Genomic DNA, 26,702 nt, shown 5'->3' with positions numbered 1-26,702 from the left:
TCAGCGGACCCGGACGACCAGCGTCTTGGACGCGACGCCGTCGACCAGCACGCGGAACTTGTAGGTGCCGCGCTTGCCCAGCCGCGGGTAGGTCACCTTGGCGTCGCCGTCGTCGTCGATCTGCGCGACGCCGGCCGACTTCCACGAACCCTTCTTGAGGTGCTGGACCCGGAGGACGTCGGCGTCGGTCGCGCTCACCGAGACCCAGTCGGCCTGCGGGGCGGCGCCGACCTTGACGGCAGCGACACCCGAGCGGAAGCCCAGGACCTGGGCGACGAGCGCCGGAGCGGCAGCGGCGGGCGCCGGGGCCGCGGGAGCCGGGTCGGCGGGGGCCGGAGCAGCGGGAGCCGGGGCGGCATCGCCGCAGGAGACCTGGCCCTGCCAGTGGTAGTTGGTGCCGCCGACCTGGACCCAGACCACGTCGTACGACGTGAGCCCGGCGGGCCACTGCGCGTGGCCGGCGTACGTGAAGACCGTGCGGCCGGCCCACGTGCCGTTGTTGTCGTGGAAGTTCAGGGTGCGCTGGCCGGACGGGGTCGCGAACCGGATGTTGACGTCGTTCGCCTGACCGTCCGGGATGTTGGCCGGGTAGTCGACCGTCAGCGCGTCGCAGGACGGGGCGGCGTACTGCCAGTCCCAGCTCCACGGGATCACGGCCGGCGTCGGCTGGCCCGCCTCGGTCGTGACCGGGTCGGCCGGGGTCGGGTCGGCCGGGGTCGGGGTGGGCTCGGCCGGGGTCGGCGTGGGGTCGGCCGGGGTCGGCGTGGGGTCGGCCGGGGTCGGCGTGGGGTCGGCCGGGGTCGGCGTGGGGTCGGCCGGGGTCGGCGGAGCGGGAACCGCGCAGGGAGCGACGTGGAAGACCTTGGTCTTGGTGTCGTTGCCCTTCGAGCCGCCGTTCGCGGTGGTGACCTTCACGTGGTAGCCCTGGTTGGCGTTGGCCGCGGGCTTGTCGAAGCTGAGCGTGTAGACCTGCGTGGCGTCGTGGTCGGTGCCACCTCCCGCGGCGTCCTCACCGATGAAGACGTGGGTCGAGCCGGTCACGCCGATCGTGACGCCACTGTCCGCGCCCTGGCCCTCGAAGGAGACGTCGGAGTAGAGGGACGAGCCGGCGTCGAAGCCGTACCACTGGACCTCGAAGGAGCACCAGAGCTTCGGGTCGTTGCTCTGGTCCTCCGGACCGCCGACCTCGCTCAGCTTGATCGTGCCGTTGTCGCCGCCCGGGCTGCCGCCGGCGATCGCCGGGGCCGCGCCGAGTGCGAGCACGGCCGGCACGAGGAGTGCGGCGGCGGTGACGAGGCGGGTACGCATCGAGGTTCTGCTCCTTGGTCCGAGATCGGTGACAGGTAGAGGTTCACATGCCGCCATGCCCCTGTCGCCGGTTGTGGACGAGCCTTGGCCGAGCGGTGGACGAACCTTGCGGCGGCCTTGCGGAAAGCCCTGGGAGGTGGCGTGCATAACCCCCCGTCGACCCACGGCGTTGACCTGGCATGCGCGCCCTCCTGGTCCTCGCCCTCACGCTCGTCCTGCTCCCGTTGACCGGGCTGCCGGGCGCGCCCGGCGGCTCGGCCGAGGCGCTCCCCGCACCGACGCCGCGCTACCGGGCGGCCATCGCGTTCACCGAGCACGGCGTCCCGCACGTGACGGCGCACAGCTTCGGGTCGCTGGGGTTCGGGAGCGGGTACGCCGCCACGGAGGCGTCGGTGTGCACGCTGGCCGACACCCTCCTGACCGCGCGCGGCCAGCGGTCCCGCTGGCTCGGCCCGAAGGGTCGCTACAACGACCAGGTCACGCTCGACGCGTCCAACCTCCAGGTCGACGCGTTCGTCACCGACCTGCGGCAGCGCAAGGTGGTCGAGCGGCTGCTGCGCGACCCCGTGGCGGGCCCCGGCCGCCAGGCCCGGGAGATGGTCCGCGGCTACGTCGCCGGCGCCAACGAGTGGCTGCGCACCCACCGGGTCACCGACCCGGCCTGCCGCGGGGCGGCGTACCTGCGCGACGACGTGACGACCATCGACCTCTGGTACGGCGTCTACCTCGCCAACCTGCTCGCCTCCTCGGGGGTCTTCGTGAAGGAGATCGTCGACGCCGCACCGCCGACGGTCGACGACCCCGGGCTGCCCGAGCTGCCGGTGAAGGCCGCCGACGTCGACCGCGACGCACTGCTGAAGGCGCTCGGCCGCGACCCCGACGCGCCGTTCGGCTCGAACGCCACCGCGGTCGGGGGTGCCGCGTCGACGACCGGGAAGGGGATGCTGCTCGGCAACCCGCACTTCCCGTGGCGCGGTCGCTACCACTTCACCCAGCAGCACCTCACGATCCCGGGTCGCTACGACGTCGCCGGCGCCTCGCTGATCGGCTCTCCGGCCGTCAACATCGGCTGGAACAAGGACGTCGCCTGGAGCCACACGGTGTCCACGGCCTACCGGTTCACGCCGTACGAGTACAAGACGTCCGGCCCGGGCACGACGTACCTCTCCGAGGACGGCCCGCGACAGCTGATCAAGGACACCGTGAAGGTGCGGGTCCGCACGAAGGGCGGCCTGAGGACCGTCAGCGAGGACCTCTACCGGACGCCGCAGGGCTACGTGATCGACGCCCCGGCGATGCTGATGCCGTGGGGGCCGGCGAGCGTGTGGGCGATCCGCGATGCCAACGCCGAGCACCTGCGCACCGTCGACACGTTCCTGGCCATGGGCAAGGCGACCAGCGTGCGTGACCTGCTGCGCCGCCAGGACGCGGGTGCGGGGATGCCGTGGGTGAACACGACGGCCGCGGACCGGCACGGCGACGTCCTGTACGCCGACCACTCGGTGGTGCCCAACGTCCCGGACGACCTGGCCGCCCAGTGCCTGACGCCCTCCGGGGCCGTCCTCGACGCGGTGGCCGGGCTGCCCGGGCTCGACGGCACCTTCGCCGACGGCCGCTGCGCCTGGCGGACCGACGCCGACGCCGAGAGGCCCGGGATCTTCGGGCCGCGCAACCTGCCCTCCGAGGTCCGCCGCGACTGGGTGATGAACGCCAACGACTCCTACTGGCTGCCCAACCCCGCGCAGCCGCTCGAGGGGTACGCCGGGATCATCGGCTGCGAGCGGTGCGAACGCACGATGCGCACCCGGATGGTCTCCCACTACGTCATGGACCGGCTCGCGTCCGGGCGCAAGGAGTCGCCGCGGACGCTGCGCGGCCACGAGTACGAGAACCGGGTGATGGCCGGCGAGGTGATGCGGGAGGGCGGCGCGCTCGACACCCTCTGCGCGGCCACCGGCGAGACCGAGGCGTGCGCGGCGCTGCACCGCTGGGACGGGCACTCCGACGCCCGCTCACGTGGCTACGCGCTCTTCGAGGAGCTCATCGCCCGCCTGCCCGACACCGGGGTCTGGCTCACGCCGTTCGACCCGGCGGACCCGTTGAACACCCCGCGCGACCTCAACGTCGCCAACCCGCAGCTGGTGCAGGCGATGGCCGACGCGATCGCGGCCCTGCGGGCGCGGAAGATCCCGTTCGACGCCCGCTGGGGCTCGCTCCAGGTCGCGGGCGACCGCGGTGCGAAGCCGTTCCCGCTCGGCGGCGGGACCGGCGATGCCGCGGGCAACGCCAACGCCCTCGCGTCGCGCTGGCCGGTGAGCAACCGCGACCACTACCGCCCGGTGACCTACGGCTCGTCGCACATCCAGGCGGTGTCGTTCCTGTCGGGCGGTCGCGTCGACGCGCGCACGATCCTCACCTACGGGCAGTCGGAGGACCCGCGCTCGCCGTACGCCGCCGACCAGACGCGACTCTTCTCCCAGGAGCGCTGGGTGCGCTTCCCCTGGACCCGGGCCCAGATCAAGCGCGACCTGGTGCGTCGGGTCGTGGTCAGCGGGCGCTGAGCACGTCCGCGAGCTCGGCGATGGTGTCCACGCTGAGGCCGAACCGGTCCTCGCCCTCGGTGCTCGTGCCCGGCCGTCGGACCAGGGCGGTCCGGTAGCCATGCTCTGCGGCGGCGTCCAGGTCCCACGGATGGGCGGCGACGAAGAGCATCTGCTCGGGAGCGACCTGGAGGTACGCCGGCGGCAGCCGGTACATGGCGTCGGCGGGCTTGAAGGTCTGCACCTGGTCGGCGCTCAGGACCAGCGTCCAGCGCAGACCGGCGTGCACGAACGTGTCTGCCATCTGCGCGACGCTGCCGTTGGTGAGCGCGACGACGGCGCGCTGCAGTGCGAGCCGCTCGAGGGCGGCGACGGAGTCCGCCCATGGATCGAGCCGGTGGCCGACCGTGGCCAGCCGGTCGATGGCGGGCTCCGGGACGTCCCAGCCTCGGGTCCGGATCCGCTCCCGGAGGGTGCTGGCCCGGATCGCGTCGCTGTCGGTCCAGGCCGCGCCCGCGGTGCGGATGGCGTCCATGCGCGAACGCTGCTCCCGCTCCCACTCCTCGAGGAACCCAGGGAGCTCCTCGCGCGGCAGCCCCGCCGCCGCGAACATCTCGGCGGCCGCGCGCTCGACGGTGGCGTTCTCGTCCACGACGGTCCCGAGCACGTCGAAGACCAGGGCGCGGATGTCGCTGGTCTGCATCGGACCCATCGTGTCAGAGGACGGGCGAGAACTTCTCCGTGCCCTTGACCAGGCGCAAGCCCTTCAGGCCGCTGTGCGCCCGGGCGAACGCGAGCTCCTTGCCGAGGTCGCCGATGTTGTTCGAGGCGGGCAGGGGAGCCAGGCCGAGGGTGGAGAGCACGCCGATCGCCTTGCCGTCCTCGCTGAGGAAGGCCGAGCCCGAGTCGCCGGGGACCCCCGGGGTGACGGTGTAGAGAGGGTGCGACCAGCCGCCGTCGGCGGCGTCGTCACCGAGGCTGATGCCGGTGTGGGGCGAGAGTGCCTCGGCGCCTCCGCGGAGGCTGGAGTTGCCGAAGGTGAAGACCCGGTCGCCGGCGGCGGTGCCGTTGGTGTCGATGCCGGTGGGGCCGCCCCAGAAGGGGATCGAGGGGTTCACCTTCGCGACGTCGCGCGGCTTGACCTTCACCAGGGCGAGGTCGTTGTAGGCGCAGGTGCTGGCGTCGGTCGTGCCGAGGCGACGCATGGTGCGCCACGACGAGTAGACGAGGGTGCCGGTCGCGAGGCGGGTGCCCTCGTCGGTGACGTTGCCGCCCTCGTTGAAGGTGACCTTCGTGCCGAGCGGGAGCGACTTCGCCTGGCAGCCGTTGGTGTCGGTCGCCTCGCCGAGCCCGGCGCAGTGGGCGGCGTACCCGACGAAGACGTGGCCGGCCTTGTCGCGGTAGACGAAGTTGGCGGTGCACTGCGCACCCTTCGTGTACATCATCGTGCCGGGGTGGATCGTCGCGGAATCGGCCGGTGCCCAGCGTGGCGGCGCGGACCCGAATCCGGCGGGAGCGGTCGAGAGGCCGAGTGTCGCGAGGGCCAGGGCAGCGAGCATCCGTTTCGACATGCAGGTCCAACGAGGCCCGGGACGACGGGGTTACGTCAGCGCAGCATCCCGTAGGCGTGGGTCGGCGCGACGCGGACGACGACCCGCCGGTCGCGCACCAGCGCCGCGCGGTAGTCGTCCCAGTCGTCGTGCTCGCCGGCGAGGGAGCGGTAGAGCGCGACGGACTCGTCGGCGGCCTCGTCGTGCGCGTCCGCGACGACCTCCGAGAGGGTCACGTCGCCCTCGACGACGGCGTAGGACCAGAAGCTCTCGCCGTTGACGTGGAGGGCGGCCCACGGCGTCCGCGCCAGGTTGACGTACTTCGCCCGGTCGGCGGTCGTCGACACCCGGATCAGCCCGTCGTCGCCGACGCCGGCGAGCACGTTGGACAGCTGCGGTCGGCCGTCCCGCTTGATCGTGGTGAGGACCGCCTGGCGGTTCGCGCGGATGGCCTCGACGGCCTGCTGGATCTCCATGGGTCCAGGATGCACCCGGCGCGGTCAGCCCAGGGCGCGCCGGATCACGGCGTACGTCGCCCAGGAGAGCCCGAGCGCCGCGAGCGAGAGTGCCGGTGCGACCCGCCGCGGCAGGTCGCCGCGCTCCTGGAAGCCCTGGACCGTCTCGTGGCTCTGTGACGAGAGCACCGAGCGCTTCGACTGGTGGGAGAGCACCGACCCGTCGCTCTGGTAGGAGAGCCACGAGCACCGGCTCATCGAGGAGCCGAGGGAGACCAGGGACGCGAAGGACCCGACGCTGCCGACGGAGGCGACCGATCCGACCGACGCGATGCTGAGCACCGAGCCCTCCGACCACAGCGACAGCACGCTGTTGCGCGACCCGATCGACCACCGGTTCTCCATGGAACAACTCTAGGACGCACGAAGGGCCGGGAACCTGTGGTTCCCGGCCCTTCGAGGGTGGTACGGCATCAGGGACTCGAACCCCGAACCCGCTGGATCAGCCGCCGTCTCGGACGTCGAGACGCCGGCGAGCGCCACCTGAGCGTCGTCGCGTCGATCGTCGACCGGCTGCCCGGTGACCCGCGGCCGCGGCCGTCCCGTCCTGGCGACGACGTCGTTGACCTCGCAATGTTCCGATCGAGGAAGGCGTCCTGACCCGTGGTCGTCCCCGCACCGATCCCGCCGAGTGAGCCGCCGCAGCTCTCGGAGTGGACGCGGCACGCCTACGAGCGGCTGCTCGAGGCGATGGGGCCGGCGGCGCACAACCTCTCGCGGCACGAGATCCAGACCCTCACCTGGCTGGCCGGGTGGGAGGTCACCGACGACATGGTGAACATCTTCAGGAAGGTCAGGCAGGGCTGATGGCGATCGACGTGGAGGGCGGCACCGCGGTGCCGAGGCAGTGCGAGTTCGGGCTGTGCACCCGCGGCGTCGAGCTCGAGCTGATCTTCCGGGAGGCCCCGGACCTGCTCGCGGTGAGGGTGTGCGGCCTGCACGTCTCGCCGGTGCTCGGGTGGGGGATCGCCGACCCGATCATCCCGCGGATCCGCTACCTCGACGACCGCACGCGCGACGCGGCCGCGTGACCGGGGAGGACTTGTCCCGCGCTGCTGAGGAGGGCCCCAGTCGAGAGAAGGGGGATCGGTCCAGGGTCGGTAGGCAGCGCGGGACATACCCATCTGGGCTATTTCCACGCACCCTTTCGGACGGTACGCCCCCAGAATGTGGCTCAAGTCACAACCAGGGCACTTCGCACAATGCCACCCTGCGGCGCATGTCAATCTCTGAGGCGGAAGTGAACTCTTGGGCCACTTGGCTTCGCGCTGCGAACCGATCGCCCGACACCATCGACCTGCGCACTTACCAGGTCCGGCGCGTGATGCGAGACATCGACGTCGACCCGTGGTCGCTGACGACCGAGCAGCTCGTGGTCTACCTCGGTAGCCAGAGCTGGCAGGCGTCGACGAAGCGCACCTACCGGGCCTCGCTGCGGGCGTTCTACGCCTGGGCGCAGGCGACCGGCCGGCGAGCCGACAACCCGGCGGCGCTGACGCCGGAGATCACCGTGCCGAAGAAGCTGCCGCGGCCCGTGCCGGAGGCAGTGCTCCGTGACGCGATCGCGGCCGCGGACGACCGGGTGCGGCTGATGCTGCTGCTCGCCGCGACGTGCGGGCTGCGCCGCGGTGAGCTCGCTCGAGCACGGCTCGAGGACATCGTGGCGGACCTGGCCGGGTTCTCGCTGGTCGTGCACGGCAAGGGCCGCAAGCAGCGCCTGGTGCCGCTGCCCGACGGGCTCGCCGCGGTGCTGCGGCAGCTGCCGCCCGGCTACCTGTTCACCTCGAGGGCGTGGGGTCGCGCCGGCGCGCCGCTGTCGCCGGCGCGGGTGGGCGAGCTGGTCTCCGAGGTGCTGCCGCCGGGGTGGACGTGTCACACGCTGCGGCACCGGTGCGCGACGGTGGCCTACGCCGCGACCAAGGACCTGCGTGCGGTCCAGGAGCTGCTCGGGCACTCGAAGCCAGAGACCACGATGGTCTACACGCTGATCCACGAGGACTCGGTGCGTGCCGCGATGACCGCGGCGACCACGTTCGGCGACGTCGCGTGAGGTGGTGCTGGCTCGAACGGGAGACGAGCCAGCGCCTTCACATCTTCGTGGCTCGGATCGCGAGGCTGACGCCGTAGGCGACAAGGGCGACGAAGAGCGGCAGCTGGGCGATGCCCATGATGATCCAGCCGACGTTGCGCAGCGTCTCGTTGCCGGTGGCCACGACGGCGTCGTCCCCGATCAGGTTCGACGGGTCGGGGGCGACGCCGGGCCAGTTGGCGCCGACGAGCAGGCCGCCGAGGACGGTGCCGAGGAGGCCGACGACGAGCAGGAGCTCACGGGTTCGGGTGGCCTTCGCGGCGTCGTCGTAGACGCGGCGCTGGGCTGGTGTGCTCATGGCCCAGCACGGTAGGCCACCGCGGCCGCTGCTGGTGGGAGAACGCTGTCAGCGGCTGACGGCGTCGGCGATCTTGTCGGCGGCGTCGTCTGCCGCGGCTGCGTAGATCGACGTCGTGACAACGGAGGCGTGGCCCATCTGCTCGCCGACGGCGACCAGGTCGTGGGTCGCCTGGTAGGCCAGGGTGCCGTAGCGGTGGCGCAGCTGGTGGAAGGTCGCGTCGACACCGGCGGCCTTGATCGCGCGGTTGACCTTCCGCTCGAGCTGGGATGTCGAGTAGGCCTTGCCGCCGGCGGCGACGACATTGCCGCCGGTGTTCGGGAGCAGGTTGTCGAGCAGCAGGGTGGAGAGCGCGACCTTGCGGGTCTTCTGGCCCTTGCCGGTGACCCGTGCTCGGCGGGTCTCGACGTCGACGTCGGACCAGTCCAGGGAGGCCGCCTCGGCGACCCTGACGCCGGCGTAGGCGCCCAGGCACACCGCACGCCGCAGGTCGCCCTCGAGCTTCTCCAGCAGTGTGAGGAGCTCGGCCCGGGCGATCGGGCGCGGGAGGCCCTTGGGGACGTTCGGGGCGTCGAGGCGGACCGTGGGGTCGTCCGTGCGGTGCTCCCAGCGCTGTGCCCACCGGTAGAACGCGCGGAGGTTCGCCAGGTCGGTCTTCCTGGTCGACGGTGAGCGGTCGTTGCGCGATCGCCACCAGGCCTCGATCTCCTCGCGGGTCGCGATCCCGGGCGCGCCGACCGACCGCAGCGTCCGGAGCCGCGCCTTCACGGTGTTCGCCGGCGTGTGCTCGTCGAGCATGTGCTGGTGGTACGTCGCGACCAGCTGGTCGTCGTGCTCAGGCGGCAAGGCGCACCACGATCCGCGGCCGGTAGTAGCGACCCTCGATCGACTTCATCGCGACGTCGAGCGCGCGATCGCCGAAGCACGTCGACGTGTGCACCTTCTCGCTGCCGTTGTACGCCTCGAGGTGCCAGCGCCGGCGCTGCTGCTCCTCGGTCATCGTCGCGACCTGCAGGTAGCGAAGTGCGGCATCGCGACGTACTGGACCGGCCGATCGACCACCTCGTCCTTCTTGAGCACCCGCGCGACCAGGCGGCCCGCGTGCCCGGGCTGCACCGCGACGTTGCCGGCGAGGTCCTCGACCGGATCCAGCGGCATCGCGCGGCCACCGCGGCCGGTGTCACGCGCCGCGGTCGCTGCCCACACGACGTGCCCACCACAGCGGCCGCACACCGACAGGGCGCCCGGCAGCCGGCGGAGCTCGCGCTCGGTCATCACGACGTCGCCCACATCAGGCGTTCTCTGCGGCCGCGCGCTCGAGCGCCAGGCCGAGGGTGTCGGCCGGGCGCCGGCATGCCGCGGCGACCTTGGCAATCGCGCGCCGGCGGGCCTCGAGCTGCTCGGCGGTCAGGTAGCGGCCGTTGACCTTCAGCGGCTGGACCGGCTCTCCGGTCGCGGCCCGCTTGAGGGCGGCGAGGACCTCGGGCCGTGGGCGGCCGGTGCCGAGCACCAGGTGGTCGACCAGCTTGCCGTAGCCGTCGAGGGCTCGGTCGAAGCTGGTGCGGGTGGTCACGTCGTGGTGAACATGTCCCTCAGGGTGCCTGCTCCGAACGCCTGTTCGATGCCGCCACGCCGGTCGCTGAGCGTGAAAAACGGATAACCTACGTTATCCGTCACCTGTGGGGGGTGGCCGAGGTTACGCTCTCGCGCATGATCCGGCCTATCCTCGTCGCCCTCGTCGCGACCGCTGCGCTCCTGACCCCATCGCCGGTGGCGCAGGCCTCGGACCACGTCCTGCCGACGGTGACCCAGCCTGCTGGCTGCACGTCCGGCACGGTCAACCTCGGCCAGGAGGCTGGCGTCACCTGGGAGATCTACGGTCGGCAGATCGACGTGCCCGCGGAGGGGGTCTCGCTTCCGTACCCTGGCGGCTTCCGCGACGCGATCGAGGCCCACGGGCCGGGGTCGCTCGAGCGGGTGTACTACATGCAGGTCGACGGCGTCGACGAGTCGTGCTACCCGCCCGAGTACGCCGGCTGGATCTCGAGCCTTGTCGATGCCGTCAACTCACAGCTCGCGAACGTGCGGGCCGAGGCCCGTCGGAGCGTGGCGCTGCAGAGAACCGTCACTGGTCAGAAGCGCACACTCGACCGCCAGGCGAAGCGGATCAAGACGCTGACAGCGCAGCTGCGGAAGTGCCGCACCCGGGGCTGCTGACGCTGGACGCACGAAACCTGCCCCCGCCACCCGAAGGGGTGACGGGGGCAGTGTTGCGCATCGGTCGTCGTGTGGTCTCTCCCGGCCGAATGGCTACATCAGGCCCAGGGCGAGAGATCGGGTACGGCGATCGGAGACGCCGCGCGGGCCGAGAGGTCCGCTGTGCCCCACTCGATGTTGGCGGTGTAGACGACCTCGGTGGTGTTCCAGTTCTTCTCGTACACGCCCCACTGCGGGTAGCCGAGGATCCCGCCGTCGGTGTAGTAGCCGATCGGGATGTCTGCGTCGTAGACCGACGAGCCGTTGACCCACGCCTTGAGGTGGCCGGACGACCCGAAGGTGATCGCCAGGACGAAGTTCGTCACGACCCCGGTGGCCGGGATTGCGGTCGAGTACCGCGTCTTGAGGACCCCGTCGGCGCCCACCTTCTCGGCGTCTGAGCTGGTCATGATCCGGAGCAGGTTCTGCGAGTAGTTGACCACCACGCACGGCGCCTTCGAGGCGGGCGGGTGGACCTGCATCACATACCCGAACCGGTCTGCCAGGTCGGTGAGGAACATGCCGTCGTGCTGGGTGCCGAGCACGGTCGACCAGGACATCCACAACGTCTGCCCGGAGGTGTAGCCGTTCTCCTTGAACGACACGAGCTCGCACCGCCGGTTGCCGAGGCCGAGGTCGGTCAGGGTTCCGGGCTCGTTGGCACGGATCTCGTAGCGGAAGACGTTGTCGGCCGGCTCGGAGAGCGTGTAGGCCTTGTTCGACCCGTTGATGAACATGGGCTTGGAGTCGACGAGCAGCGTCATCGGGTCGGTCATGGTGGCCGCGTTCCAGCCGGCCGGGACGTCGACCGTGCCCGCGGCGAGCGTGGCCGCGATCGCCGCGTAGGCGGGGTCGGTCAGGGCGGCTTCGCCGACGGCGTACTTGCCGTCGGTGGTGAGCCTGCCGGCGAGCCGGTGCCCGTTGCCGACGCCTGCCTTGGCGCCGCCGCCGGATCCAGCGAGCGCGGTCAGCGCCTGGCGGCGGTTCAGGAGCAGGGCCATCAGGAAGTCGCCCCCACGGCCAGCAGGTAGGTCCGCACGGCGGTGTAGAGCGCCGCCTGCTGGGCGTCGGTGAGGCGGGCACCGAAGGCGGCGAACGCGATCTGTCGCGATGAGTAGTTCGTCTGGTTGCGGCAGATCTCGAAGTTGTTGGTGCCGAGCGCGACCGACGCGGACGACTGGGTCCCGAAGACGGAACCGTTCTTGTAGGCCGTGACGTTCGCGTTGTCGGGGCGTGACCAGGCGGTCAGGCCGGAGGAGTCGGTCATGCCGGCGAAGGTGAGCGTCGATCCGCTGTTCGCGCGCAGGACGATCGCTCCGGCGACCGAGCGGGGGTTGATGTAGCCGTTGCCGGCGCCGGAGACGCCGTGGCCGGTGTTGGACGAGGCGTTGGTGATGCACCACAGGCCCATGAAGGCGTCGTCCTGCTTGTACTGGTCGGCGCCGGTGCCCGACAGGCTCGTTGTCAGGTACGAGGTGGTGCCGTCGCCCTGGAAGCCACGGTCGGTGGTGAAGATCGGGGAGTTGACCGAGGTGAGATCCTGCGCGGGGCCGCCACGCCAGTTCAGCCGCGCGGCCTGCTCGTCGTGAGCGGCGAGCATGTAGAACCCGTCGAGCTTGTCCCAGATCCCGTTGTCGATCAGGGACTTCACCAGCGTCTTGATGAGCGTCACCCGGGCCTGTCGCGGGAGCACGGTCATCCGGTTCACGATCCGGTTGGTCTGGCTCTGCGCGAGGAACGACTTCTGCGATGCGGTGGCGCTGTCGTTGAGCACCGAGTCGACGGTCGCGTCGTTGAGGCTGATCGACTCGCTCTTGGTGACGAAGTCGGCTGCGAGGCGCGTCTCGACGCGCGGCGGGAAGTGGGAGTTGTCGTCGACGCCGACGATCTTGAAGGGCATGGCTCAAGCTCCGATCAGGAAGGTTCCGGGGTCGGTCGGGTCTTCGGTGAACACCACCGAGTACGTGCCTGGGTCGCCGGGCTCCTCGACGAGGCCGGGTGTCGCGCGGTCGTCGATGACCTGCGTAATCGTGGCCGTAAGGCGACTATCGAGCTGCCTCCGGAAGCCGCTGTCGGGGTCGGCGTCGACCGAGGTCATCAGCCCGGCGACCTGCGCCTTGACGTTCGGCACCTCGGCACGGGGGATCGGGGTCACCCAGGACGCGAGCTCGGTGACCTCGCCGGCGATGATCTCGACTCCGGTGACAGGCTCCGGGTCGGCCTGGCCGTAGAGCTGCAGGGCCACCGTGTAGGTCACGTCTGGGTCCATGCCAGTCGACGGTGGGAGCTCGATCGAGACCTCGCCCACGGCGATCGTCCCGTTGTCGCCGACCACGGTGCCGGCGGCTAGGTCGACGGTCTGGGCGCCAGTCATGAGCACGGTGCCGGTCGGGTCCTTGACGACGTCGCTCGACGGTAGGACGACGACCTTCCCGAGGGCCGCGGTGCCGTCGATGTTGGACCAGGCGACGTGCAGGGTGCCGGGGGTGTAGCTCACTGGTCCCCGCGCGCTGCTCGAGCGTTGGCCTTCGCGAGGACCGCGGCGATCGCGCTGGTCGCGATCGTGACCTTGGTGAGGTCATCGAGGTCGATGCGCCAGAGGTGGTCGATCTCGATCAGCGGGAGGCCGACGACGAGCAGGAAGGAGATGCCGGCGATCGCGAGGACCAGGTTGTATACCCGGACGCGGGTGCGCAGCGGCCTGGCGGCCAGCCACGCCATGAGCAGGTCGTAGGTGTTCACGTCGTCTCCTTGAGGTGGTGGCGGATCCGCCGGCGTGCGCGGCGGGGGAGCAGCGGCCAGCGGAGGGTGTGGGCGAACGGCCGGTGGTCGGAGCTGTCGTCGTCGGGCAGGAGCCAGCACCAGGGCGTCGACCAGCCCAGGAGCCGCCGGTCGAGCACGGCACCGTCGAGGAGGCTCCTGGGGCCGTGGGTGCCGCCCCTGACGGGCGTGGACCCTGCCCAGGCCTGCACGAGCCGCAGGGGTGCAGCGATGTAGTGGTCGATCAGCCGACGGTCGGCGTCCTGGCGGTAGTTGCGGTTGAGGTCGCCGACGACGTCGAGGGCGGTGTGCGGGTCGCGTGCACGGATCTGGTCCTCGAGGCGGCGCAGCCCGAGCGCGCAGTCCTTCCAGATCTCCTGCCGGCGCTCGGTGTTGGCCAGCGGCCAGTGCACGACGATCACGGTCACGGTCCGCCGGTACGGCCGACCGACGACCTCGAACTGGAGGACCAGGGCGGTGACGGGTGGTGCCTCGCCGCCGCCGTACTCGGCCGACCTGGTCCAGGTCATCTCGGTGAGCCGGTGGGTGTACGACTCGACGAGCTGCAGGGCGCTGGTCGACCACGTGCCCCAGCACTCGCCGGCGCCACGCTCCCCGGACAGGTGGGCCCACTCCCAGCCGTTGGCGTCGAGGACCTGGTGCATGTCCTTGCCGGACCGGTGGGACGCCTCGGTGCCGGTGATCAGCACGACCCGCCGACCGCCGCGGGTGTAGCGGCGGATCCGGGCGACGCTGGCCGCGAGCGCGTCGACGGGCCGGTCGAACCGGCCCGAGGAGTGCACGGCCAGCGCGGCCGGCGGCGCCGGCGCAGTCGTCACTACTTCTTCGCCTTCGCGAGCCGAGCACGCCGGGCCGGGCCGTTGACCTTGACCCGGATCGGGTGGACGTCGGAGCCGTAGCGGCCGCCGGCGGCCCGGGCCTCGAAGTGGGAGTGCGGGCCGGTGACGTTGCCGGTCGCGCCGGTGAGGCCGAGGACGTCGCCGGGCTGGACCTTCTGGCCGGCGCTCACCTTCCACGAGGAGAGGTGGTTGTGGGCGTAGTCGTAGCGGTTGTCGGCAGTGCGGACGATCACCTGGTTTCCGTATGCCGAGCCCCACCGGGCCGAGGCCGGGCCGGCGTACTCGACGGTCCCGGGTGCGGTGGCCACAGCGAGCGACCCGACGGGGCACGCGTGGTCCTCGCCGGTGTGTCGGCCTGCGGCGTAGGCCGAGGACTTCACGCCATACGGGTAGGTGGTCGGGTACGGGGTGACGCCGTCGGACGAGCGGACCGGGACGACGGCACGGCCGCGGCGCCATCGAGCGCGGGCGTTGTCGCGGGCGAGGGCGAGCAGCTGGGCGGGGGTGAACTTCCGGCGGGCGAGGTGGTTGATCGTCACTGTGGGCTCCTTCGGGCGTGCAGAGGTGACGTCGAGCAGGCGCGCGACGTGGATCCCGAGACGGTGGGTCAGGGCTGGCGGCGCCTCCGGAGCAGCGCGACGAACAGCGCGGTGCCGGAGGCGAAGAGCTCGAGGCGGCCGAGGAGCAGCACGAGGTCGCGGCCCGGGTAGTCCTCGCCGTACAGGTCGGTGAAGACGGCCCGGGTCGAGAGCTGCAGGACAGCGGCGAGGAGTAGCACGATGGTCCAGCCGAACCAGGACCGCCACCAGGGCTCGCGGGTGCTGTAGAACAGCAGGAAAGTCGCGAACAGCAGCGCGTTGGCGTAGAGCATCACGCGCGACACGTCGTCGATGAAGAAGGACGCGAGGTCCATCAGGTCCCCCTCGGGTGGTTGAACAGCTGCGTCAGGTGGTTCTGGCGCAGTCGGTCACGTGCCCAGTCCCCGAGCTCCTGGGCCTCCTGCTTCTGCAGCTCGACGTAGGGCGCGAGCCGCTCCTGCTTCGCGATCGCTCGACGGTTCTCCTCGAGACGCGCACGACGCCGGCGGATGAACCTCATGTCGGGTCGCCCCCGACGCGCTCGGCCGCCTTCCGGGCGGCTGCTTCGATGGTGGCCTGCGAGAGCCTGCCCATCGCGTTGTGCTCGGCTACCGCCGGCAGTAGCTGTGCGACGTTGGCCTCGGCGGCGAGAGCGCGCTTCTCCATCGAGTCGAGCTCCCGCCTCGAGACGAACCAGCGGCCGGACATCAGGCCGATCATCGCCATCCCGAACAGTGCCCATCCGCCGCCGCTGACGGTGATCGCCTGCCAGGGCAGACCGTCCATCAGGCGGACCCGCCGGCGTGGAGCAGCGCGGTCACAACGGCACCACGAACGAGCCGCGCAGCTGGACGCCGCTGGCGAGCGCGGGCTGCGTCGTGACCGGCCCTGTCGGGTCGGCGTGGACCCGCACGACCGCGGCCGTCGCCGTGTTCACGAGGTCGGCGAAGAGAAGAGCGACGGGGCGGTAGCCGAACGGCAGGGTGAAGAGCGTTCCGCCGGCGCCGATCGCTGCAGTGGTCGTCACCTCGACGATGACGACGGCCATGCCCGACCGGCGGTAGAGGATCGTGCTGGACGAGGTGACGTTGGCCGCGGCAGTGACCGCGACGAACCCCGAACTGAAGTCGAGGGCGAGCAGGTTGTCGCGCAGGTGGGTGTTGAGCATCGACGCCGAGACGATCTCGCCGGCGACCCATGTGCGGGGAGCGGTCCACGCCATGTCAGATCACCTCTGGATCGTTGGCGGCGAACTCCGCGGCCAGGTCCTCGACCGTCTCGTCGGGCACCCAGTTCTGGTTGCGTCGCATCGGTCGTCGCTCGAGCTCGGCCTCGAGCTCGGCGTGGTCGTCGGGCCAGACGACCGGCCGCCACAGACCCTCGATCGCGACGTTCGAGCACTCGACGCACATGAACCGGTGATCGTCGCGGGCCGCGAACTGCGCGCCGCCGCAGTCCGGGCACATCACGACCCACCGGCCCTCGCTGACGTAGACCTGGGTTGCGACCTCGAGGGGTGCCACACCGGCGGTCATCGCCGTAGCGAGGGGAACCGGTGCGGTCCACAGGCCGGGGGTCCTGGCCGCCCACTCCGCACCGCGGGTTGGCGCGATCGTGGGGCACGCGAGCGCGTACCGGGTGGCGTCGTCGAGCACAGGCGAGGTCCTCTCAGTAGTGCAGGCGGGTGGTGATGCCGAGGGCGCCGTAGGTGGCGTCACCGAGGACCCACGCGCGGAACAGCTGGGCGGGTGCGGTGTTGAAGGTGACCTTGAACTCGGTCTGCGAGACCACGTACCGGATGCCTTCGATGACGAGCTCGGCGTCGGCGAGCGGGGACAGTGCGGGGAGGTCGGCGACCACGATGTGGTCGCCGACCTCGAGGGCGAGGACCGCCTCCTGCAGCGTCACCGGTGCGGTCAGAAGATCGACGGTGACCTGGGCCATCCGCTCGCCCGGGTCACCGTAAACGGCGACCACCCACCGGAGCCGGTCGACGACGTCGTCGTCGGTCATCACCAGGAGCCCGGCGAGGTTCTCGGCTGGGTACTCGCCGTCGGTGACGATGGAGGCCGGGTTGGTGACCCGCTGGGTGGCGCCCCCGATCCGAGACCCCTCGGCGACGTTGACCAAGTACTGGTCGTCGCCGGTGATGAGTAGGTCCTCCCACTCGACCTCGCCGGCGTCGCCCGCGAGCGTCACGTCTGGGGTGCCGGTCGCGGCGATCACCCGGTGCGCGCGGTTCTGCAGCACGAGCTTCCCGTCGCCGCCTACGAACATCGCACCGCCCTCGGCGCGCGACACGGCACGGAGGGCGTCGAGCACACTGGTGCCGCTGGTGGTCTGCGCGGGTACGGTCTCGACCCCAGCCTCGAGGGCGAGGTTCCCAGCGGCGAGGCCGGCGTACCCTGCGAGCCGGGCGACACGGGCGTCGGTGGTCTCGCCGGCGAACGCACCGATCCCGGAGGCAGCGTGCCTGGCGGCGGGAGCATCGAAGTTGGTGGCGCCCTGGCTGTCGTTGTAGATGGCGACACTGGCGATCGTGGCCTGCGCGGTCTGGGTGCCGGAGACGCTGCTGCCGCCCACCTCGACTAGCCCGACGACCCCGGGCGGCGTCGCGCCGGGGGCAGACGACCCGACCAAGGCGCCGTCGAGGTAGGCACGGAAGCCCCCGGTCGCGGTGCGGCACAGGGCGGCGTGGTGAAGCGCACCGTCGGTGACGGCCGCCGCGGAGAACAGGGACCCGCCCGGGACCCCGAACCCGAGAAGCCCGCCGGTATTGAAGACGAACATCTCAGCCAGCAGGGTGGTCAGGGTCGGATCCCACACACGGACGAGGCGATCGCTCTGCGGGGCGGGTACGCCGAACCGTGAGAACCAGCACTCGATCACGAGGGAGTTGCCGGACGCGGCCGCGACGTTCGGGACCGCCGCGAGGTACTTGCCGCCGGTGATCTGGGCGGCCGTGGCGGCCTCCGGACCTGGGGCTGTGCCGGTGCCGAACGTGACCGCGGTGCCAGCGCCGACCTGGACAAGGGGCGGCTGACCGTTGCCCGAGGTGTCGCCGCCGGCGACAGAGCCGGCGGGCTCGGCGAGGGTGTAGTAGGCGAGAGGGTCGTCGAGGAGTACTTCCTCCTCGAGCATGCTGCGCAGGGTGCGCCGGCCGAGCCGCAGCTGCAGGTCGCGGGCGACGACGTTGATGATGGTCATCACAGCGCGGGGGCCGGCGAACACAGTGGGCCAGTCCTGCACGTAGGCGGTGATGACGTGCACAGTGGTGACGCCGGCGGCAAGGGTGACGCGGATCCGCTGCCCGCGGCGTACCCCGTAGGTCGGGTCGCCGAGAGTAAACCGGCCGTCGGTGTTGTCGAGCCGCAGCGAGAGGCGGCCGGCGTCGACGTCGGTGCCCTCGTTGGGGCGACCGCGCTCGACCTCGACCTGGGCGCCCACCTGCCGCACGTAGACGCTGATGTCATAGGGGAACGTGCCGGTGCCGTCGTCGAGCTTGACCAGCAGAGTGGGCGCCGGCATCAGTCGATGTCCTTGTCCTTCTTCATCTTCCGGAGCTTCGCCTTGAGCGCCCCGTCGTCGATCGTGAAGACGACGCGGTCGAGGTACTTCTCGAGGGCCTTCGCGACGGTCTCGCCGAGCTCGACGTTGTTGCGGCGGCGCTCGATCTCGGAGCCGTAGAGCTTGTTCGCGGCGGTCATGCCGGCGGCGGAGAGGTTGCCCTGGGTCTGCTTGTTCAGCGAGTTCAGGAGCGCGATCTGGTCCTTAGATCCGGCGGCCAGGGCGTCGATGCCGGCAACGTCGCCCTCGGCCTGCATCTGCCGGATCAGCGCCGGCGACAGGCCGAGGTCCTTGACCAGGTGGTTGACGTTGCGCTTCGTGGTTGCGGACCGGCTCTTCTCGGCCTGGGCCTGGGCGATGAGGTCGGCGATCGTCAGTGCCCGGGTCGAGTCGGTACTGGTCTCGGTGACCTCGCCGGTCAGCGGGTTGACCGTCTTGCTGGTGCTGGTGGTCGTCAGCTTGCTCGAGTAGTCGGCGGAGAAGATCCCGGTGCCGAGCCGCTGGAACCCGGAGGCGAAGCTGTCGCGTGCGTCGACGGTGGCCTTGAGCTTGTCGCGGCGGTCGCCGACCTCGGCGAGGATGGCGTCGAGGACCTTCTTCTTCGCGATCCAGTGCTTGTTGATGCCGGTGACCAGGTCGTCGATCATGTTCACGCCGGCCTTCGAGAGGCCCTTGCTCTCGCGGCGGAACCCGATCACGGCGCCCTTCGCGAGCGGTGCGCCGACCTCCTCGTCCATGCGCCTCGAGGGTGAGCGCATCTTCCCGGCGGCGCGGGCGGCGGCGACCGCCTGGTGCACGGCGTAGGAGGCCTGCTCGGACAGCTCTGAGGCGGTGCCGGAGAAGCCGCGGATGACGCCGGCCTGCAGGGCGTTGCCGACGCTCTCGCCGCCGGAGGAGGCGTCCGTGCGTCCCTGGGTGAGGCCGGCGCGGAGGCCGACCAGCCAGGGCTGCATGTTGGGCTTGGTGTTGCCGGTGCGGGCGAGCTGGTCGTTGACGCCCTTGGCCTTGTCGCGGGCGTCGTCGGCGCCGAGGATCCGGAAGATGGTGCGGATCGTCGCCGGGGTCTTGTTGTACTGCTCGGCGAGCTGCAGCACCTTCTTGCGGGAGCTGTCTGCGTCGAGGGCGTTGACGATGGTCCGGACCTCGCGGGGCAGAAGCCCGTACTCGTTGCCGAGCTGGTTGACGCGCTGGCGGAGCTTCGCGGCCGCGAGCCCGTTCTTGCCCATCGCTTCGGCGTTGAGGAGCCAGCCGCGCTGCCCGGACTGCAGCCCGTCCGAGAGGTTCATCATCTGGTTGGACAGCCGGAAGACGGAGCTAGCCTCTTCGTCGGTCCGGGTGCGCTTGGCCATCTGGGTGCGCCAGCGAACGATCGCCTCGGTGCCGCGCATCGTGACGGTGGCCATGTCGGCCAGGTTGAGGTTCAGGCTCTTGGCGGACTCGAGCATCCCGGCGCTGGCCATGTCGTCGACCAGCTGCGCCTTGGTGCGGCGCGTGTAGGCGCCGGTCTGTGCGTCGAGCGTGGAGGAGACTCGCTTCTGTGCGTCGGCGAGTCGCTGCTGGGCAGCGGCCGCGTCGTCGCTGTGCACGGCGAACGAGGCGAGCAGCCCGCCGGCGCCGCCGATCGCGGCACCCCATGGGCCGCCGACGGCGAACCCGGTGGCAGCACCGCCGGCGGTCATCTCGAGTGCGCCGATCGCACGGTCCGACTCCTGCGCGCCGTGCATCAGCGCGAGCATCCCGCCGATCCCGGCCGCGCTCTTCGCGGCACCACCGAGCCGCTGCGTCGCGCCCGCGGCTGCGCCGGCCCGGGTCTCCGCGTTGCGCATGTCGCTGACCCAGGTCCGCAGCGAGGCCGAGTTGGTGGCGACCGCGCCGGTGACACCAGAAATGCTCGAGGCGAGCCGCGGGAACATGATCGCCGCGATGCCGGCCTCGAGCGCCACCCCGCGGATCGGGTCGGGGAGCTCCGTGAAGACGTGGACGACGTCGCCGACGATCCCAACCCCGGTGCGCAGCGCAGGGAAGACGTCGTCGCGGAAGGTCGACGCCAGGTCCTTGGCCATGGGCACACCGTCGGAGGAGACCCAGTCGGAGAACTCGCGGAGGTTCTGCTTGAGCTCGCCACCGAACGCGTGCGCGGTGTCCTCGACGGCGGGGATGACGTGGTCGAGGAGGAAGTCGCCGGCCATGCTGAGGACCGGCAGCAGCTTGTAGCCGATCTCCTCGCCGGTCTCCGACAGTGCGACCTTGACGCGCTGGTACTTCCCGACGACGGTGTCGGCCGCGGCCGCGGCCTGCCCGCGGTACGTGCGCGACAGGTCATCGGTGATCTGCTTGAGGGTGAGGGTGTGGCCGGCGGCGTCCTTGGTCTTCACGCCCAGCCGGGCGAGGCCGCCGAGGCTTCCGTTCTGGGCCTTCTCGAGGGCCTCGACGACGGTGATCAGCGACTTGCCACGACCGACCGCGACATCCTCGGCGAGCGCGACCTGCTCGCGAGCCTTCGCGACGTCGTGGGTAGCGGCGACCATCCGGCCGAGCGCCGGCCGCAGCTCGTCGTCAGTGACACCGAGCGCCTCGCCCTGCTTGGAGATCCACTTCTCGATCGACGCGATGTCCGACTTCCGGGCGCCGGCACTGTTCTCGAGCTGAAGCGCGAGGCGCTTCTGCGCGGTCGCGTCGTCCGCGGCTCCCTCGGCCATCGCCAGCCCGGCGGCGACCGCGGCTGTGGCGCCGGCGGCGATCCCGCCGGCGGCCCACTTCGTCGCGGTGCCGAGCTTGCGCCAGTGCCCTGAGGACCGGTCGGCGACCTGGCCGAGGTGCTCGACGCCGCGGGAGGCGCCGCGGTCCATGTACCGCGCGATGACGTCGAGCGGGATCCCACCGGGCATGCGGCTCCTCCCGTCGGGTCAGCTCAGATCGAACAGGTCAGACACCGGCTGGTCGGCGCCGATGCGGTCGAGGTACGCGATGCCGTTGAGCAGCTGCTCGTAGGTGCAGTCCTCGAGCAGCGGCGGCGGGGTGTGCAGGAACCGGGCGAACGCCCACTCGTACTCACGGAGCAGGTCGGTCACTCTTTTGGGGCGTCGACCTCCGTGGCGTCGTCGCCCTGGTCGTCGCCCTTGTTGGGCTCGCGGCCGACCGCGGCGCGCATGTCCTCGAGAGTGGTCCGCTCGACGTCGGTCAGGTCGGCCTCGCGGGCGGCGAGCTTGTCGCGGAGCTCGACCTTGCCCTCGTCGTCGAGCTCCCAGGAGATCTCGTCCATGCAGAAGTCGACCTGGTCACGCTTGAGCGTCGGGTTGGTCTTGGAGAGCTCGACGAACAGCAGCGCTTCGAGCGCGAGCATGGAGCCGTTGTCGATCGCGTCGACGAACTCGACGAACGTCATCCCGGTGAGGCGCTCGAGCACCACGGTGTCGCGGTTGCGGATCCGGCCAGGCCGCCACGGGATGCGGGTCGCGTCGGCGGGCTCGGTGCCCTCGGGGGTGTAGACGATGTCCATGGGTCAGGTGGTCCTCTCGATGTTCTTGGCCAGGTGCTCCGCGGCCTCGTCGACGGCGTCGGCGATCGCGCGCTCCTGGCGCTCGGTGGGCTCCTCGGCCCAACCCGGCCGGATCTCCTGCTCGACCCACACATCGCGGTCGCCCCAGACAGGGTGGAGGAGCCGGCCCTCGTTGATGCGGGTCAGGTCGTAGGGAGAGTCGTCGGGGTGGATCCGGATCTCGTCGTGGCTGGCCTTGATCGCCCAGCGGACGTCAGCGACCTTGTCGGCGAGGCCTCCCTGGCTGGGGAGGGTGGTGCGTGCGCCGGCGGCGAAGAGGTCGTCGGCGTGCTTGCTGGCATTCTCGATCGCGGCCATGACCTCGGGGCGGAGGTCACGGGCCAGGGTGCGGAGAGCCCGTGCGAGCTCGTCCGCACCCTGGATCTCGACGTCGACGTCGACCACGGCGGCAGGTTGGTCAGACGGTGGTGTCGACCGACACGTACTCGCAGGTCACCAGGGGGTTGGTGCCGTCGAGCTGGGCCGTGAACGGGAACGCACCCGACACGATGCCGGGGCCGTCGAGGATCGGGGAGTCCCCGTCGAAGAAGATCATCGGCAGCTTGAACGTGATCCGCTCGTAGTAGGTCGACGCGATCAGCGGGCCCTTCCACTCGAGCACCATCGCGATGCTCGCGTCTGAGGCGAACCGGTCGGCGAACACGGTCTTGTCGAGGAAGTCGGCGGTGATGCTGCCCGACACCTTGGCGAAGTCGTTCCACAGCGGCTCGGCCTTGAGACCTGCGGCGCCGGCGTACTGCCGCTCGGTGTCCTGCGGCCGCTCGATGGTGAGGGACGCACCCTTCACCCCGGTGACCGGCGCCTCGGCGCCGTAGGTGCCGAGGCTGACCGTGAGGTCCTTGAAGGTCCGGGGGATCAGCCCGGCGGGGATCGTCGGCGCGACCAGGGTCTCGACCTCGGACAGCTGGCGGAAGTCGATGGTCGGGGTGAACATCAGACGCTCGCCGACCGCCGAGGCGAACGTGGCCGCGGTGATCTTGCAGCCCTTCGCCGTGTAGGGCCGCACCGTGCCCGCGGCGTCCGGGACACCGACCTGGGCGGTGAACGAGTTGCCCACGTTGTCGACCAGGGGCCGCGACTGCAGGTACGCCGTGGTGGCTGCCTGCTGGGTCGGGGCGACGGACCCGCCGAGCAGCTGCTCGAGCCAGAACCCGAAACCCTTGTTCGTGACCTCGAGGCCCTCGATGCTGCCGCTGCCGGACTCGTGGGTCACGACCCGGCGGGAGCCGTGCTGCGCGGCCAGGCCGGCCGCGAGACCGCCGCCCTGGACGACGTTCTTGTTCTTCTTGAGGTCGGCCTTCGTGATCTGCCACCCCTTGTCGGGGGTGGGGTAGGTGCCGAAGGCCGACTCCTTCTTGGTCATCAGGGACCCGGCGAGACCGCTTCCGATCGACATGGTCAGTCACCCTTCTTCGAGTAGGTGTCGCGGATCTGGTCGCGACCGAGCGGCTTGTCCTCGTTGTCGACGAGGTCGTCCTCGGTGGCGAGGCCGGCGGCGACGACGTACTTCGCCCAGACCTCGCGGCCGGCGTTGCCGCCGGGCTCCTCGACCGGGGCGTCGGGCTCGAGGGCCTGCAGCCACTCGGCGAGCTCGTCGAGCATGTCCTGGTGGAGCTCGCGGGCGACGTCGTCGGCCGGCTCCCAGCTGCTCTCGGCCTGGGTGTACATCGTCACCCGCTCGACCGGCACGTCGATCGTCTGGCCCTTGTGGACCAGGCGGCCGGCCGGCCCACCCTCGAGGAGCGCGATCAGCTCCTCGCCGGTGATGTTCTTGATCTTGCCGGTCTTACCCATGTCACAACCTCGCCTCGAAGTAGATGCGGAACGTGAGAAGCGCGACCGCACCGCGGTCTGAGTCCTGGCCCTGGTTGAGCCGGGTTCGGGAGCCGACGACCGTCCACAGGAGGCCGGTGACGCCCAGCTGGTAGTCGGCGGCGAGGAGCATCGCCACGCCCATCGCCGTCCGGTAGGCGGCGTCGCGCGCTGCCTTCTGGTTGCCGCCACCGTCGTCCGACATGGCCAGGCAGGTGACGTAGCCCTTCTCGTCGCGGGTGACCGCGGGACCGACGAACGCGAGCTCCTCGGTGGTCTCCGCGGAGTTGGCGTCGTCGGTCTGGGGGTCCTCGACACCGACCATCAGGACGTCCGCGTAGGCACCGTTGCTGGTGCCGTACCCGTCCTCGACGTAGCGGCCGTACAGGGGGTGGTCCTCGTCGTTGCCCTCGGCGGCCGCGGTCGCCTTGCTGACGATCGCGGCGATGAGGTCGGGGACGACGGAGATCCGGTCGTCCATCAGGCGAACCCGGCCGGCTCGTAGTCCGCGACGAGCTCCTTGGCCCGGTCGAGCGTGGCCGGCTTCGTGTTGCGGGCGTTGCCGCGCTGGGGGACCCAGAAGTACAGCAGGGCCTCCTTGACGGCCTGGACCAGGTCGGAGGGCAGGGGGAGCCACCCGGCCTGGTAGACGACGTCGTACTCGGTGGCGATGAACACGGCGCCGGTGACCGTCTGGTTCTTGACCAGGCCGGTGCGCTTCCCGACGTGCAGCTGGGTGACGTCGAGGGCGGTGCCGCCGACCGGGGTGACCGAGGTCAGCGAGAGCGCCGGGACCTCGGGGAGGATGAGCGTGTCCGTGCCGCCGCTAACCCGGGCGGTCACCGACGTTGGGGAGAGGGGGCCGACCTTGCCGGCAACCCAGTCCTCAGCCGCGGCGATCGCCTCCGTGAGCTCCGTGTCCTGGTCGGCGTTGACGACGCCGTCTCGCACCTGGAGGAACCGCCGGGCGGCGGTCAGCGACAGCACGGACACAGTGGGTCAGCCCGCGATCTTCTCGAGCTTCTCGACGAGCGTCGACCGGCGGTCGTCGGCGTCCTTCTTGTTCTCGACGGTGAGCGCGACCTTCGCCCGGGCGGCGTCCTCGCCGACCCAGTTGAGGACGTCGGCGATGTCACCGTCGGGGACGTCGGACTGCTTGACGCGGCCGCTGGACCCGGTGCCGGTGTCGGGGGCGGTGCGGCCCTTCGGCTCGCCCTTGACGCGGGCGATCTCGGCGTCGACCTGCTTGACGCGGTCGTCCTTGCCGGCGGCCTTGAGGCCGGCGCGCTCCTCCTCGAGCGCGCGGAGGTGGTCCTCGCGCTGCGCGGCCGCGAGCTCGCGGCCGCTCATCGGCGCGCGCACGGGCTCGATGTCGTTGGCCTGGGCGATCTTCTCGCCGAGGGTGAGCTTCTTCTCGGTCTGCTCCGTCATGCTGGTGAGCTCCTTCGTTGCGGGGTGGTGCCGGGCGATCGGGTGGTGCCGGTCCTGGGGGCGCGCTCGTGGCACGCCCCCAGGACCGGAGCAGCAGGGATCAGGTCCAGGCCGGGATGACCAGGCCGGTGCCGCTGATCTTCTGCGCGTGCGGGCGACGGACGAACGTGTAGGCGAAGTAGCCGTAGGCGACGAAGTCGACCGCCAGCTTCTTGACCTGCGACTGCTCGGCCTTGATCAGCATCGGCGCCTTCGGGTCCTCCCACAGGTGGGCCTCGGACTTGGCGACGAAGTAGATCTCGTCCTCGTTGGTGCCGGCCCCGAGGTTGGTCGGGACGTTGGCGTCGGTGATGACCGGGGTGCCGGCCGGGAGGATGCCGCGGAACCCGGCGCCGTACTTCTCGCCGTAGTTCTCGCCGCCGTGCTGCGGCGAGACACCGGGCTGCCCGAACAGCGGCCAGGTGCTCGTGAGCTGCGACTGCGCCCAGAACCAACGGCGGGAGTGGAACACGGCGAACCCGTCGCCCTGGTCCTGGTTGAGCATGGCGGCCTCGACGGCCGCCGGTGCCTGCAGGAACTTCGGGTAGAGCTCGGCCGCGGTCGGGGTGCCGTCGGTGTAGGTGATCGTCGTGGCGACCGCGGACAGGCCGGTCGTCGCCTCGTTGATCAGCCGGCCGTCGAGCGTGGTGTCGTAGGCCGCGAACAGGTCCTGCATCGTGGTGTCCTCGACGCCGACGCCGCGGTCGAGCGCCTGGCGCGAGAGGGTCTGCGCGCCAGCGTTCGTCTTGATCGGGATCGACAGCAGGGTGTCGTCGATGTCCGTCTCGTTCACGGTGTCGAACTCGTTGGCCTGCAGCCCCGTGGTGGTGCCGGTGGTGACGCGCCCGATGTAGGCGGTCATGCCGGTCTCGGGCAGGTCGTGGTGGCGCATCGCGTCCGCGAGCGGCCGGCCGGCGCGCGCCATCGGCGCGTACAGGTCGGTCAGGTACTGCGGGACCACCAGGCCGGCGAAGGCGCCGGTGCCGGCGGCGCGCTGGGCGTAGCCGTCGAGGTTGAACCCGCGCTCCTCGGCCTGGCCGCGGGCCTCGACCATGTGGGCACCGAGGCGCTCGTTGGCCTGCACCGCGGCCGCGCCGTGCATGAACTGCGCGGCGAGGTCGCGCAGGAACTGCGCACCGTGCGGGTCGGCGTCCCGGTTGTAGGTGCCGCGGTCGTTGACCTGCAGGCGCTGCTCGCGCTCCTCGCTGCCCGGCAGCGTGACGCCGGTGGAGACCACCTGGCGCTGCAGCTGGTCGGCGGCCTCGTCGCGACGGAGCTCGTCCTCGTACTGGCGGATCTGGCCGTCGATCTCGGCGGTGCTCGCGTCGATCGCGGTGATGCGCTCCTCGGCGGCGAGGGCCTCCGTGGCCTCCTCCTCCGAGGGCTGGCGCGACTCGGCCACGCACGCGGCGCGGATCTCGTCGCGGCGGGAGCGGAGCTCGGCCCGCTCGGTGAGCAGCGGCGCCAGGGAGGCGCGGAGCTGCTCGATCAGCTTCTTGAGGTTCATCGGGAACCCCTTCCTGCTCCGGGCGTGCCGGAG

At 71.0% G+C, this 26,702-nt stretch carries 37 protein-coding genes; 5 read left to right on the top strand and 32 right to left on the bottom strand.

All coding sequences use genetic code 11. The features are described 5' to 3' along the window. Positions 1 to 1,308 (bottom strand): hypothetical protein, encoded by a 1,308-nt coding sequence (locus ACFPYL_RS21985; RefSeq protein WP_379159574.1) that lies wholly within the window; start codon positions 1,306 to 1,308, stop codon positions 1 to 3. A 179-nt stretch (positions 1,309 to 1,487) separates the two neighbouring features. Here ACFPYL_RS21985 and ACFPYL_RS21980 point away from each other — a divergent pair, with 179 nt between their 5' ends. Then, on the top strand, positions 1,488 to 3,869 hold the full coding sequence (locus ACFPYL_RS21980) for a penicillin acylase family protein (RefSeq protein WP_379159571.1): 2,382 nt from the start codon (positions 1,488 to 1,490) through the stop codon (positions 3,867 to 3,869). Here the strand turns inward: ACFPYL_RS21980 and ACFPYL_RS21975 are convergent. The 4 genes from ACFPYL_RS21975 to ACFPYL_RS21960 are packed head-to-tail and all read right to left on the bottom strand — an operon-like array spanning position 3,856 to position 6,258. Continuing rightward, a complete protein-coding gene (locus tag ACFPYL_RS21975) occupies positions 3,856 to 4,551 on the bottom strand; it encodes a haloacid dehalogenase type II (protein ID WP_379159568.1) in 696 nt (231 codons plus the stop codon). The two genes, ACFPYL_RS21980 and ACFPYL_RS21975, sit on opposite strands and share 14 nt — an antisense overlap. Positions 4,552 to 4,564: 13 nt before the next feature. Continuing rightward, positions 4,565 to 5,419, bottom strand: coding sequence for a hypothetical protein (locus ACFPYL_RS21970; RefSeq protein ID WP_379159565.1), 855 nt, complete (start codon positions 5,417 to 5,419; stop codon positions 4,565 to 4,567). A gap of 35 nt (positions 5,420 to 5,454) precedes the next feature. Beyond that, entirely contained in the window at positions 5,455 to 5,874 is a 420-nt protein-coding gene (locus ACFPYL_RS21965) for a PPOX class F420-dependent oxidoreductase (protein ID WP_379159562.1), read from the bottom strand. Between the two features lie 24 nt (positions 5,875 to 5,898). Then, positions 5,899 to 6,258: a hypothetical protein gene (locus ACFPYL_RS21960; protein ID WP_379159559.1), complete on the bottom strand. Its 360-nt coding sequence runs from the start codon at positions 6,256 to 6,258 to the stop codon at positions 5,899 to 5,901. Positions 6,259 to 6,516: 258 nt separating this feature from the next. On the opposite strand from ACFPYL_RS21960, the gene ACFPYL_RS21955 reads away from it, so the two are divergent. The 3 genes from ACFPYL_RS21955 to ACFPYL_RS21945 all read left to right on the top strand — a co-directional run bounded on the left by ACFPYL_RS21955 (position 6,517) and on the right by ACFPYL_RS21945 (position 7,963). Beyond that, positions 6,517 to 6,720: a hypothetical protein gene (locus ACFPYL_RS21955; protein WP_379159556.1), complete on the top strand. Its 204-nt coding sequence runs from the start codon at positions 6,517 to 6,519 to the stop codon at positions 6,718 to 6,720. Then, complete coding sequence (locus tag ACFPYL_RS21950; RefSeq protein WP_379159553.1) at positions 6,720 to 6,944, top strand: hypothetical protein; 225 nt, start codon at positions 6,720 to 6,722, stop codon at positions 6,942 to 6,944. Before ACFPYL_RS21955 ends, ACFPYL_RS21950 begins: the two co-directional genes overlap by 1 nt. Positions 6,945 to 7,237: 293 nt before the next feature. Continuing rightward, positions 7,238 to 7,963 carry a tyrosine-type recombinase/integrase gene (locus ACFPYL_RS21945; protein ID WP_379160880.1) on the top strand — a complete coding sequence of 242 codons (726 nt, stop codon included), beginning with the start codon at positions 7,238 to 7,240 and terminating at the stop codon, positions 7,961 to 7,963. A 37-nt stretch (positions 7,964 to 8,000) separates the two neighbouring features. Here ACFPYL_RS21945 and ACFPYL_RS21940 read toward each other — a convergent pair whose 3' ends face one another. Genes ACFPYL_RS21940 through ACFPYL_RS21920 form a run of 5 tightly spaced genes read right to left on the bottom strand, consistent with a single transcriptional unit; the run spans position 8,001 to position 9,873 of the window. Further along, positions 8,001 to 8,300 carry a hypothetical protein gene (locus tag ACFPYL_RS21940; protein WP_379159550.1) on the bottom strand — a complete coding sequence of 100 codons (300 nt, stop codon included), beginning with the start codon at positions 8,298 to 8,300 and terminating at the stop codon, positions 8,001 to 8,003. Positions 8,301 to 8,348: 48 nt separating this feature from the next. After that, the gene (locus tag ACFPYL_RS21935; RefSeq protein ID WP_379159547.1) at positions 8,349 to 9,146 is read right to left on the bottom strand and encodes a tyrosine-type recombinase/integrase; all 798 of its coding nucleotides are present in this window, start codon (positions 9,144 to 9,146) and stop codon (positions 8,349 to 8,351) included. Then, positions 9,136 to 9,300, bottom strand: a complete 165-nt coding sequence (locus ACFPYL_RS21930; protein WP_379159544.1) for a hypothetical protein — start codon at positions 9,298 to 9,300, stop codon at positions 9,136 to 9,138. The genes ACFPYL_RS21935 and ACFPYL_RS21930 overlap by 11 nt, the downstream gene beginning before the upstream one ends. Then, positions 9,297 to 9,590 carry a hypothetical protein gene (locus tag ACFPYL_RS21925; protein ID WP_379159541.1) on the bottom strand — a complete coding sequence of 98 codons (294 nt, stop codon included), beginning with the start codon at positions 9,588 to 9,590 and terminating at the stop codon, positions 9,297 to 9,299. The genes ACFPYL_RS21930 and ACFPYL_RS21925 overlap by 4 nt, the downstream gene beginning before the upstream one ends. A gap of 1 nt (position 9,591) precedes the next feature. Further along, entirely contained in the window at positions 9,592 to 9,873 is a 282-nt protein-coding gene (locus ACFPYL_RS21920) for a hypothetical protein (protein WP_379159538.1), read from the bottom strand. A gap of 137 nt (positions 9,874 to 10,010) precedes the next feature. Between ACFPYL_RS21920 and ACFPYL_RS21915 the strand changes: the two genes are divergently transcribed. Beyond that, entirely contained in the window at positions 10,011 to 10,517 is a 507-nt protein-coding gene (locus ACFPYL_RS21915; protein ID WP_379159535.1) for a hypothetical protein, read from the top strand. Positions 10,518 to 10,615: 98 nt separating this feature from the next. Here ACFPYL_RS21915 and ACFPYL_RS21910 read toward each other — a convergent pair whose 3' ends face one another. The 22 genes from ACFPYL_RS21910 to ACFPYL_RS21805 form a co-directional block, all read right to left on the bottom strand. Next, the gene (locus ACFPYL_RS21910; RefSeq protein WP_379159532.1) at positions 10,616 to 11,557 is read right to left on the bottom strand and encodes a heparin lyase I family protein; all 942 of its coding nucleotides are present in this window, start codon (positions 11,555 to 11,557) and stop codon (positions 10,616 to 10,618) included. Beyond that, positions 11,557 to 12,456 (bottom strand): hypothetical protein, encoded by a 900-nt coding sequence (locus tag ACFPYL_RS21905; protein ID WP_379159529.1) that lies wholly within the window; start codon positions 12,454 to 12,456, stop codon positions 11,557 to 11,559. Before ACFPYL_RS21905 ends, ACFPYL_RS21910 begins: the two co-directional genes overlap by 1 nt. A 3-nt stretch (positions 12,457 to 12,459) precedes the next feature. Further along, complete coding sequence (locus ACFPYL_RS21900) at positions 12,460 to 13,053, bottom strand: hypothetical protein (RefSeq protein WP_379159526.1); 594 nt, start codon at positions 13,051 to 13,053, stop codon at positions 12,460 to 12,462. Then, positions 13,050 to 13,298 (bottom strand): hypothetical protein, encoded by a 249-nt coding sequence (locus tag ACFPYL_RS21895; RefSeq protein WP_379159523.1) that lies wholly within the window; start codon positions 13,296 to 13,298, stop codon positions 13,050 to 13,052. The genes ACFPYL_RS21900 and ACFPYL_RS21895 overlap by 4 nt, the downstream gene beginning before the upstream one ends. Next, positions 13,295 to 14,155 carry a hypothetical protein gene (locus ACFPYL_RS21890; protein WP_379159521.1) on the bottom strand — a complete coding sequence of 287 codons (861 nt, stop codon included), beginning with the start codon at positions 14,153 to 14,155 and terminating at the stop codon, positions 13,295 to 13,297. The genes ACFPYL_RS21895 and ACFPYL_RS21890 overlap by 4 nt, the downstream gene beginning before the upstream one ends. Further along, positions 14,155 to 14,715 carry a M23 family metallopeptidase gene (locus ACFPYL_RS21885; protein ID WP_379159518.1) on the bottom strand — a complete coding sequence of 187 codons (561 nt, stop codon included), beginning with the start codon at positions 14,713 to 14,715 and terminating at the stop codon, positions 14,155 to 14,157. The genes ACFPYL_RS21890 and ACFPYL_RS21885 overlap by 1 nt, the downstream gene beginning before the upstream one ends. A gap of 68 nt (positions 14,716 to 14,783) precedes the next feature. After that, positions 14,784 to 15,089 (bottom strand): putative phage holin, encoded by a 306-nt coding sequence (locus ACFPYL_RS21880; protein WP_379159515.1) that lies wholly within the window; start codon positions 15,087 to 15,089, stop codon positions 14,784 to 14,786. After that, on the bottom strand, positions 15,089 to 15,274 hold the full coding sequence (locus tag ACFPYL_RS21875) for a hypothetical protein (RefSeq protein ID WP_379159513.1): 186 nt from the start codon (positions 15,272 to 15,274) through the stop codon (positions 15,089 to 15,091). Before ACFPYL_RS21875 ends, ACFPYL_RS21880 begins: the two co-directional genes overlap by 1 nt. Continuing rightward, positions 15,271 to 15,540, bottom strand: coding sequence for a hypothetical protein (locus ACFPYL_RS21870; RefSeq protein WP_379159511.1), 270 nt, complete (start codon positions 15,538 to 15,540; stop codon positions 15,271 to 15,273). Before ACFPYL_RS21870 ends, ACFPYL_RS21875 begins: the two co-directional genes overlap by 4 nt. Positions 15,541 to 15,571: 31 nt before the next feature. Beyond that, entirely contained in the window at positions 15,572 to 15,976 is a 405-nt protein-coding gene (locus ACFPYL_RS21865) for a hypothetical protein (RefSeq protein ID WP_379159508.1), read from the bottom strand. A gap of 1 nt (position 15,977) precedes the next feature. After that, positions 15,978 to 16,289, bottom strand: coding sequence for a hypothetical protein (locus tag ACFPYL_RS21860; RefSeq protein ID WP_379159505.1), 312 nt, complete (start codon positions 16,287 to 16,289; stop codon positions 15,978 to 15,980). A 133-nt stretch (positions 16,290 to 16,422) separates the two neighbouring features. Next, positions 16,423 to 18,282 carry a LamG-like jellyroll fold domain-containing protein gene (locus tag ACFPYL_RS21855; RefSeq protein ID WP_379159502.1) on the bottom strand — a complete coding sequence of 620 codons (1,860 nt, stop codon included), beginning with the start codon at positions 18,280 to 18,282 and terminating at the stop codon, positions 16,423 to 16,425. Then, entirely contained in the window at positions 18,282 to 21,209 is a 2,928-nt protein-coding gene (locus ACFPYL_RS21850) for a CRISPR-associated endonuclease Cas2 (protein WP_379159499.1), read from the bottom strand. Before ACFPYL_RS21850 ends, ACFPYL_RS21855 begins: the two co-directional genes overlap by 1 nt. An 18-nt stretch (positions 21,210 to 21,227) precedes the next feature. Then, positions 21,228 to 21,392, bottom strand: coding sequence for a hypothetical protein (locus ACFPYL_RS21845; RefSeq protein WP_379159496.1), 165 nt, complete (start codon positions 21,390 to 21,392; stop codon positions 21,228 to 21,230). Continuing rightward, complete coding sequence (locus tag ACFPYL_RS21840; protein WP_379159493.1) at positions 21,389 to 21,820, bottom strand: hypothetical protein; 432 nt, start codon at positions 21,818 to 21,820, stop codon at positions 21,389 to 21,391. Before ACFPYL_RS21840 ends, ACFPYL_RS21845 begins: the two co-directional genes overlap by 4 nt. Before the next feature lie 3 nt (positions 21,821 to 21,823). Continuing rightward, complete coding sequence (locus tag ACFPYL_RS21835) at positions 21,824 to 22,264, bottom strand: hypothetical protein (protein WP_379159490.1); 441 nt, start codon at positions 22,262 to 22,264, stop codon at positions 21,824 to 21,826. A gap of 13 nt (positions 22,265 to 22,277) precedes the next feature. Continuing rightward, positions 22,278 to 23,276: a phage tail tube protein gene (locus tag ACFPYL_RS21830; protein WP_379159487.1), complete on the bottom strand. Its 999-nt coding sequence runs from the start codon at positions 23,274 to 23,276 to the stop codon at positions 22,278 to 22,280. Between the two features lie 2 nt (positions 23,277 to 23,278). Beyond that, on the bottom strand, positions 23,279 to 23,674 hold the full coding sequence (locus ACFPYL_RS21825; protein WP_379159484.1) for a hypothetical protein: 396 nt from the start codon (positions 23,672 to 23,674) through the stop codon (positions 23,279 to 23,281). Between the two features lies 1 nt (position 23,675). Then, positions 23,676 to 24,173 carry a hypothetical protein gene (locus ACFPYL_RS21820; protein WP_379159481.1) on the bottom strand — a complete coding sequence of 166 codons (498 nt, stop codon included), beginning with the start codon at positions 24,171 to 24,173 and terminating at the stop codon, positions 23,676 to 23,678. Then, a complete protein-coding gene (locus ACFPYL_RS21815) occupies positions 24,173 to 24,679 on the bottom strand; it encodes a hypothetical protein (protein ID WP_379159478.1) in 507 nt (168 codons plus the stop codon). The genes ACFPYL_RS21820 and ACFPYL_RS21815 overlap by 1 nt, the downstream gene beginning before the upstream one ends. 12 nt (positions 24,680 to 24,691) lie before the next feature. Continuing rightward, the gene (locus tag ACFPYL_RS21810) at positions 24,692 to 25,123 is read right to left on the bottom strand and encodes a hypothetical protein (protein WP_379159475.1); all 432 of its coding nucleotides are present in this window, start codon (positions 25,121 to 25,123) and stop codon (positions 24,692 to 24,694) included. Positions 25,124 to 25,223: 100 nt separating this feature from the next. After that, the gene (locus ACFPYL_RS21805) at positions 25,224 to 26,669 is read right to left on the bottom strand and encodes a hypothetical protein (protein WP_379159472.1); all 1,446 of its coding nucleotides are present in this window, start codon (positions 26,667 to 26,669) and stop codon (positions 25,224 to 25,226) included. Positions 26,670 to 26,702: the final 33 nt, after the last annotated feature.

The organism is Nocardioides hankookensis (assembly GCF_042658885.1).
In the GTDB taxonomy this organism is placed as follows: Bacteria; Actinomycetota; Actinomycetes; order Propionibacteriales; family Nocardioidaceae; genus Nocardioides; species Nocardioides hankookensis.
This window is presented reverse-complemented; position numbering and strand designations above follow the sequence as displayed.